Origin of the sequence: Paracoccus indicus, assembly GCF_003056335.1 — a bacterium.
Classification (GTDB): domain Bacteria; phylum Pseudomonadota; class Alphaproteobacteria; order Rhodobacterales; family Rhodobacteraceae; genus Paracoccus; species Paracoccus indicus.
On sequence record NZ_PYWA01000026.1, the window covers coordinates 1 to 816 of the forward strand.

The 816-nt window shown below is 63.0% G+C and carries 1 protein-coding gene; it reads right to left on the reverse strand.

Annotated elements, in window-relative coordinates; genetic code table 11:
• A partial coding sequence (locus DDE75_RS17085; RefSeq protein WP_108503584.1) for an IS3 family transposase occupies positions 1-816 on the reverse strand: 816 nt, incomplete at both ends.

The window sequence follows — 816 nt, forward strand, 5'->3', positions numbered from 1 at the left end:
TGCCGGCGGGATGTTCCCGATCGGCTCGAGCAGGCGACGGTTGTTGAACCAGTCGACCCATTCGAGGGCGGCATATTCGACGGCCTCGAAGTTGCACCAAGGACCGCGACGGTGGATGACCTCGGCCTTGAACAGGCCATTGATTGTCTCCGCCAAGGCGTTGTCGTAGCTATCGCCGACGCTGCCGACGGAAGGTTCGATGCCGGCCTCGCCGAGCCTCTCAGTGTATTTGATCGACAGGTATTGCGACCCTCGGTCGGAATGGTGGACGAGCCCCGCGCCCTTGACTGGGCGGCGATCGTGGACAGCCTGTTCGAGGGCATCGAGAACGAAGCCTGCGTGCGCTGTTTGGCTCGCCCGCCAGCCAACGATGCGGCGCGCGTAGGCATCGATGACGAAAGCGACATAGACGAACCCCCTCAAAGTGGCGACGTAAGTGAAATCACTGACCCAGAGCATGTTCGGCGCCGGCACGCGAAACTGCCGGTTCACCTTGTCCAAAGGGCATGGGGCCTTTTTATCCGGCACCGTCGTTCTGTGCGGCTTGCCGCGGATGATGCCTTGAATACCCATGTCCTTCATCAGCCTGGCGACTGTGCAACGGGCGACATCGAAGCCTTCCCGATCCAGCTGACGCCAGACCTTGCGCACACCGTAGACCCTCCAGTTCTCCTCGAAGACGCGCTCGATCTCGGGCCGCAGGACTGCGTCGCGCCGGGCACGATCCGACAACCGGGCCGGATCGGCCCGCTTCGCCAGGTGATCGTAGTAGGTGGATGGGGCGATCGGCAGAACCCTGCAGATCGGCTCGACCCC